Source organism: Turicibacter sp. T129, from assembly GCF_025594975.1.
Classification (GTDB): Bacteria; Bacillota_I; Bacilli_A; order MOL361; family Turicibacteraceae; genus Turicibacter; species Turicibacter bilis.
This window is the reverse complement of sequence record NZ_JAMQUU010000034.1, coordinates 21,854-28,377: the sequence shown is the minus strand read 5'-3', so window position 1 is coordinate 28,377 and position 6,524 is coordinate 21,854. Positions and strand designations below refer to the sequence as shown.

Annotated in this window: 7 protein-coding genes; 6 read left to right on the top strand and 1 reads right to left on the bottom strand. The window is 34.4% G+C overall.

What is annotated here, in order from left to right; genetic code table 11:
• Nucleotides 1-325 precede the first annotated feature (325 nt).
• Genes NEH75_RS07200 through NEH75_RS07190 form a run of 3 tightly spaced genes read left to right on the top strand, consistent with a single transcriptional unit; the run spans nucleotide 326 to nucleotide 3,912 of the window.
• Nucleotides 326-1,072 (top strand): DeoR/GlpR family DNA-binding transcription regulator, encoded by a 747-nt coding sequence (locus tag NEH75_RS07200; RefSeq protein WP_212723675.1) that lies wholly within the window; start codon nucleotides 326-328, stop codon nucleotides 1,070-1,072.
• On the top strand, nucleotides 1,069-1,989 hold the full coding sequence (gene pfkB / locus NEH75_RS07195; protein WP_262948698.1) for a 1-phosphofructokinase: 921 nt from the start codon (nucleotides 1,069-1,071) through the stop codon (nucleotides 1,987-1,989). The genes NEH75_RS07200 and pfkB overlap by 4 nt, the downstream gene beginning before the upstream one ends.
• A 15-nt stretch (nucleotides 1,990-2,004) precedes the next feature.
• Nucleotides 2,005-3,912 carry a fructose-specific PTS transporter subunit EIIC gene (locus NEH75_RS07190; RefSeq protein WP_262948697.1) on the top strand — a complete coding sequence of 636 codons (1,908 nt, stop codon included), beginning with the start codon at nucleotides 2,005-2,007 and terminating at the stop codon, nucleotides 3,910-3,912.
• 96 nt (nucleotides 3,913-4,008) lie between these two features.
• On the opposite strand, the gene NEH75_RS07185 is transcribed toward NEH75_RS07190, so the two are convergent.
• Nucleotides 4,009-4,638 carry a hypothetical protein gene (locus NEH75_RS07185; RefSeq protein ID WP_055275378.1) on the bottom strand — a complete coding sequence of 210 codons (630 nt, stop codon included), beginning with the start codon at nucleotides 4,636-4,638 and terminating at the stop codon, nucleotides 4,009-4,011.
• 279 nt (nucleotides 4,639-4,917) lie between these two features.
• On the opposite strand from NEH75_RS07185, the gene NEH75_RS07180 reads away from it, so the two are divergent.
• The 3 genes from NEH75_RS07180 to NEH75_RS07170 all read left to right on the top strand — a co-directional run bounded on the left by NEH75_RS07180 (nucleotide 4,918) and on the right by NEH75_RS07170 (nucleotide 6,468).
• Nucleotides 4,918-5,508 (top strand): glycosyltransferase family 32 protein, encoded by a 591-nt coding sequence (locus NEH75_RS07180; RefSeq protein ID WP_055305394.1) that lies wholly within the window; start codon nucleotides 4,918-4,920, stop codon nucleotides 5,506-5,508.
• A gap of 137 nt (nucleotides 5,509-5,645) precedes the next feature.
• Nucleotides 5,646-6,110, top strand: coding sequence for a DMT family transporter (locus tag NEH75_RS07175; RefSeq protein WP_317452422.1), 465 nt, complete (start codon nucleotides 5,646-5,648; stop codon nucleotides 6,108-6,110).
• On the top strand, nucleotides 6,088-6,468 hold the full coding sequence (locus tag NEH75_RS07170) for an EamA family transporter (protein ID WP_411040359.1): 381 nt from the start codon (nucleotides 6,088-6,090) through the stop codon (nucleotides 6,466-6,468). Before NEH75_RS07175 ends, NEH75_RS07170 begins: the two co-directional genes overlap by 23 nt.
• The last annotated feature ends 56 nt before the right edge of the window (nucleotides 6,469-6,524 follow it).

Below are 6,524 nucleotides of genomic sequence, written 5' to 3'. Positions count from 1 at the left end.
CTTAATTATATAATTCAGGAATAATTAAACATCTGGTGATTAGAATAAAATAGATTCAATGAGTCAATGAAAGATGAAAATGAAGGTTTTAAAAAGAAAAATGAATGAAAATGAGTGATCTCATAGTAATTTATGTAGCTATAATCTATTTAGATTGTTATCGTGATTGGTTTTGAATGAAAATGAATGAATTTGATTGAAAAGGATTGACTTTTGTAAACGCTTTTCTTATAATAAAATTGTAATTAAGTTAAAACATTCAAAAAAATAAGTTTAGTTAATAATATCAGTAATAATTGGATAAGTTATGAGATGAGGTGAAAAAGTGATTACGGAAGAACGACATCAATTGATTGTATCTGAATTAAAGCAAAAAGGATCAGTAAGAGTCGCAGATCTTGTTGAAAAATTTAATATCTCTGAATCCACGATTCGTCGTGATTTAGTTCAATTAGAGGCATTAAATTACTTGAAACGTGTACATGGTGGTGCAGTACCTGTTCAGAATAAGTTTGTTGAGAAAAGCTTTAATGATAAATCACATCAATTTGTTGCACAGAAGGATCTGATTGCCCAATATGCTGCTTCATTAGTCGACGAAGGAGATAGTATTTATCTTGATTCTGGAACAACGACTTACGAGATGATTAAATATTTGAAAGGGAAAGAAATTGTTGTGGTGACCAATGGGTTATCACATGTTGAATCGCTAATTGAATACAATATTCCTTGTTTCGTCCTTGGTGGAAAAGTGAAGCAAAAAACAAAAGCGGTTGTTGGCTATGAAGCTATTTCGGCCCTTCATCGTTACCGTTTTGATAAATGTTTTATGGGAAGTAATGGGGTTCATTCGTTACATGGATTTACAACCCCTGACCCAGAAGAAGCAATGATTAAGGAAAATGCGATTAAAGCTTCAAATGACATCTTTATCTTAGTAGACGATAGTAAGTTTGGAGAGGTCAGTTTTACAAGGTTTGCAGAAATAGGTGAGGCAACCATCATTACAAATAGTGACGATGATTTGACTCAATATCAAGATAAAACAACAGTGAAGGTAGTGAGAAAATGATTTATACGGTAACACTAAATCCTTCCATTGATTATGTTGTAAACATGGATCAATTAACGGAAGGTGCAGTCAATCGAGTAAGCACAGAACATTTTTATGCAGGTGGAAAAGGAATTAATGTTTCGCAAATTTTAAATCAACATGAGGTTGATAATGTAGCACTTGGTTTTATTAGTGGCTTTACAGGCGATTTTATAAAAGGTAGCCTACACGAAAAAGGGATTAAAACAGACTTTATTCAGTTAAAAGAAGGATATTCACGTATCAATATGAAAGTGAAGACATTATCTGATGAGACGGAAATCAATGGATCAGGACCAAAGATTTCAAATGAGGAAATTGAAAAACTATATCAAAAGCTAGATGGTTTAACTTCTGAAGACACGCTAGTGCTAGCTGGGAGTATTCCTGCTTCATTACCGGATGATTTTTATGAACAAATCATGAAATATGTAGAAGCAAAAAACGTGAAGGTTATCGTTGATGCGACAAAAAACTTATTATTAAATGTCTTAAAATATCGACCATTCTTAATTAAACCCAACCATCATGAAATTGCTGAAATGTTTAATGTAACCATTTCTAGTACAGAAGACTTGTTACATTACGGAAATCAGTTAAAGGAAATGGGTGCCCAAAATGTTTTAATCTCAATGGGGGGCGACGGTGCGATTTTAATCTCAGAAACTGGAGAGATTTATCGCAGTAATGTTCCAAAAGGAACGGTTAAAAATTCAGTTGGTGCAGGGGATTCAATGGTAGCTGGATTTATTGCAGGTTACCAAAAGCATCATAGTTATGAAGAGGCATTACGATTAGGGGCTGCAAGTGGAAGTGCAACAGCTTTTTCAAGTGATGTGGCAACTAGAGGGTATATTGATGAATTAGTATCGGAAATTAATGTAACCAAATTATAAAATGGAGGTTAAATGATGAGAATTACAGACTTATTAAGTAAACAGTCAATCACCCTAGATTTAAAAGCAACTAATAAAATGGCTGCGATTGATGAGTTAGTCGATTTAGTTCATGCAAGTGGAAACTTAAGCGATAAGGAAGAATATAAAAAAGGAATTATTGCTCGTGAAGAGCAAAGTACAACAGGAATTGGCGAAGGAATCGCTATTCCACACGCCAAAACGAAAGCGGTTAAAAAAGCTTGTTTAGGAGCCGCTGTTAGTCAATCAGGGGTGGATTATGAATCATTTGATGGAAGTTTAGCTCATTTATTTTTCATGATTGCAGCCCCAGACGGAGCGAATAATACACACTTAGAAGTGTTATCTCGTTTATCAACGATTTTAATGGATGAAGATTTCCGTAAAAATTTAATGAATGCCAAATCAGTCGATGAGTTCTTGTCATTAATTGATGCAAAAGAAACAGAGGCTTTCCCTGAAGAAACGGAAGAGCAAAAAGATGATTTCTATGAAACTCCAAAACGTGGAGATGCTCAATATCCTCGTGTTTTAGCGGTCACAGCTTGTCCAACAGGGATTGCACATACCTTCATGGCGGCAGAAGCATTAAATAAAAAAGGTGCTGAGATGGGAATCTCAATTAAAGTTGAAACAAATGGATCAGCAGGAGCTAAAAATGTTTTAACAAAAGAAGAGATTGAACATTGTGATGCGATTATCGTGGCAGCTGATAAAAAGGTTGAAATGGCACGTTTCAATGGTAAAAAAGTTATTCAAACAAAAGTAGCAGATGGAATTCATAAATCAGAGGAGTTAATTACTCGTGCTATTAATGGGGATGCTCCCATTTATCATAATGCAGAAGGTTCTAGTGACGTTGAAGAGATATCAAACGAAAGTTTAGGACGTCAATTATATAAACACTTGATGAATGGTGTTTCAAATATGCTCCCATTCGTTGTAGCAGGGGGGATTTTAATTGCCCTCGCTTTCTTATTCGATGATCGCACGATTAATCCAGCGAACTTTGGATCAAATACCCCATTTGCAGCATTCTTTAAAACAGTCGGAGATGCAGCGTTTGGTTTCTTATTACCAGTTTTAGCAGGATTTATTGCTGTAAGTATTGGTGATCGTCCAGCAATGGTTGTTGGATTTGTTGGAGGATTATTAGCTAGTACAGGTGGAGCAGGCTTCTTAGGGGCTTTACTTGCTGGGTTTATTGCTGGATATTTAGTATTAGGTTTACGTAAAGTCTTCTCATTCTTACCACAATCACTGGAAGGAATTAAACCAGTATTATTGTATCCGTTATTTGGGACACTGTTAATTGGTGTCATTATGACATTTATTATTAATCCACCAGTTGCTTTCGTTAATAATGCGTTAACAGGATTCTTAAATAGTTTAGGAACAAGTTCAGCAGTTATTTTAGGGATTGTAGTAGCGGGTATGATGGCAATCGATATGGGAGGACCATTTAATAAAGCCGCTTATGTCTTTGGGATTGCTTCATTAGAGTCAGGAAATGAAGCGGTTATGGCAGCGGTTATGGCCGGAGGGATGGTACCACCACTTGCCATTGCTTTAGCGACAACATTCTTCGGAAATCGATTTACAAAACAAGAACGTGACTCAGGAAAAGTTAACTATATCATGGGATTATCATTCATTACTGAGGGGGCGATTCCATTTGCAGCCGCAGATCCATTAAAAGTGATTCCTTCATGTGTCATTGGTTCAGCTGTTGCAGGGGCATTAACGATGATTTTTGGTTGTACGTTACCAGCTCCACACGGTGGAATCTTTGTTTTACCGGTAATTGGAAACTGGTTCATGTATTTAGTAGCTATTTTAGTTGGCTCAATTGTTGGAGCGGTGATTCTAGGATTCTTAAAACGTTCAAAAAATGAAGCATAGCTAGCGCTAAAAAGCTTGAGATCAATGTGTCTCAAGCTTTTTATTATGACATAATAAAAAGCTATCGTCATAGATAGCTCTTAAGGTTAATGATTATTAGCAATCTTTTAATTGTCCATTGGCAATTAAGAATTCTTTAAATAATGGAAGTTTAACGATTAATTCATCACAAAATTGACGCCATTCAGGTAAACGATGATTATGGCGTTGTGACCAGATGTTCATTAATTGTAGATAATTCGTTGAAATACGTCCCGTCATTTTTAAGCCAGCAGGTGTTGAGTATAGAAGTTTTAAATAATCTTCTTTTGATTTTGTTTCGTTATAAACTTGTTGAAGTTCTTTTAAACGCTCAATAATGACTGAGTCCGTATATTCATTAAACGCTGCTTCTAAATCAAATTTACTAATACGATGCATTGTACTCATCCCTGTAATGATATCCGCAAAGTGATAACGCTGAAATTCAATCCAAGCTTTATTTGTAAAAGTAATGTCCATATTAACAACAATTCCTTTAGCAAATGAACAGTGTCCACTATTTAGAGGAGCTTTTAATAATTTTAATGCGCGCGCATAGTGACGATTTTCACCATTAATCTCTTCCTTTAAAAGGCTTGCTTGTTCAATACAGTGTTGTTCATCATATTCTTCGATCATTGCATAACCACTTGAAATAAGAGTCTCTTCTAAATCATAGACACGAAAATTTGTTATAACATTCATTACGTTTCTCTCCTCTTTTTTTGTAAAATGATATATCATTTTCTTGAATTCAGTCATTTAAGAACGAATAATCTCGAACTAAATGATAACTTGAAACCTTAAGTTAAGCAAGATGAAATAGTTTACAATTTAGATTATTTTCTTGAGTTTAAAATAAAAGATTTCAAATGTGAAAAGAAAGGTAAAGGAAGTGATTGAAAAATGAAAGTGTTGTTAAAAATGTCGAACTTTTTTAATAGAGTTGCATAAACTAATAGAAAAGGAAAGGAGGAGATCAACATGAGTCAAATGATTCCTAAAATTATTCATCAAATATGGATTGGCGATTCAGAAATTCCTAAACAATGCTTACAGTATATCGATTCATGGAAAAAACATCATTCAGATTGGGAGTATCGATTATGGACTGATGAAAATATGATTAAACTCCAGAATCAAGAGCTTTATGATTCAACGACAAACATTCGACAAAAAGCGGATATCGCGCGATATGAATTACTATATCGTTTTGGAGGAGTTTATGTGGATATTGATATGGAATGTTTCAAAAACATTGAGCCATTGTTAGATGGGGTTGAATTTTTTGTCGGTACTGAAGATGATTTTTATTTTTCAAATGAATTGATGGGCTGTGTTCCTTATCATGAGCTCATGTGTGAATTAGTTGAAGGAATACCTGCTTCTATAAAGTCTGATTATAATTTGACGATTGATGAGCAGAGTGGACCAATTTATATTACGAAATATTTGTTATGGATGCCTCAAGTTACAGTTGTTGAACAGGAAATTTTTTTTCCAGAACAAAGTTGCCAAGCTAATCTTAAAAAAAGTTATGCCGCTCATCGGGCTAAATTATTAGCCTCTCTTTAGGGGGAGTTAGACATCCTTTAAGTGTTAGTCAATTCTCTTGATTCCATCTCATAAATTTGATATTCTTCTTTAAAGATTAATATTTGAAAGGATATCAATAATATGAGAAAACATTATGGGGTTTTAGCAACTCTTTTATCAGCTTTTATATTTGGATTTACCCCATCTTAGCAAAGTGGACTTATATAGGAGGAAGCAACGCCATTAGCCTGACATTTTATCGCTCATTTATGGCGCTTCCTGTCTTGTATATTATTCTAAACAGTCGAGGAGTTTCATTAAAGATTACCAAAAAAGAAGTCATGCATTTATTAATGGTGGGTGGCTTAGGACAAGCTTTAACAACGTTAACATTGTATGCATCGTATGATTATTTATCAGTTGGAATGGCAACGACGTTACATTTTATCTATCCTATTTTTGTGGTACTGGTAGGTGTTTTATACTATCATGAGTCATGGTCACCTGCCAAAATTATTGCTATTGGTTTAGCGATTTTTGGGATGTTGACTTTTATTGATCAAACAGGGGATATTAGTTTCATAGGCGTTTTCTTAGCATTTTTATCAGGCGTAACCTATGCTTTTTATATCTTATATTGATAAGAGTGGCTTAAAACAGATGGATCCATTTAAATTGACCTTTTATTTAAGTCTAGTGGTGTCCATCTGTGTCTTTATTTATGGAATTTCGACACAAACCTTGGCATTCTCATTAACACCGGGGGCTTGGTTTTTGACACTTATGATAGCATTACTTGTAACAGTAGGTGCTGTAGCTTTACTTCAAATTGGCATTCGATTAATCGGAAGTACAAAGGCCTCTATTTTATGTTTAGCTGAACCGATTACAAGTGTTGTTTGTGGAGTAGTATTATTAAATGAACAACTTTCAATCATGAAACTGATTGGTTGTGCATTTATTTTGCTATCGTCCTATTCGATTACAAAAGATAAATAAAAATATCTCACAAGTGTGAGATGTTTTTTTTATGCATGACAGAGATAGACAAGTTC

Excerpts from the sequence above, each read along its gene's own strand:
- NEH75_RS07185 (WP_055275378.1), bottom strand. The coding sequence starts at position 4,638 with ATGAATGTTATAACAAATTTTCGTGTCTATGATTTAGAAGAGACTCTT.
- NEH75_RS07180 (WP_055305394.1), top strand. The coding sequence starts at position 4,918 with ATGAGTCAAATGATTCCTAAAATTATTCATCAAATATGGATTGGCGAT.
- NEH75_RS07190 (WP_262948697.1), top strand. The coding sequence starts at position 2,005 with ATGAGAATTACAGACTTATTAAGTAAACAGTCAATCACCCTAGATTTA.
- pfkB (WP_262948698.1), top strand. The coding sequence starts at position 1,069 with ATGATTTATACGGTAACACTAAATCCTTCCATTGATTATGTTGTAAAC.
- NEH75_RS07170 (WP_411040359.1), top strand. The coding sequence starts at position 6,088 with ATGCTTTTTATATCTTATATTGATAAGAGTGGCTTAAAACAGATGGAT.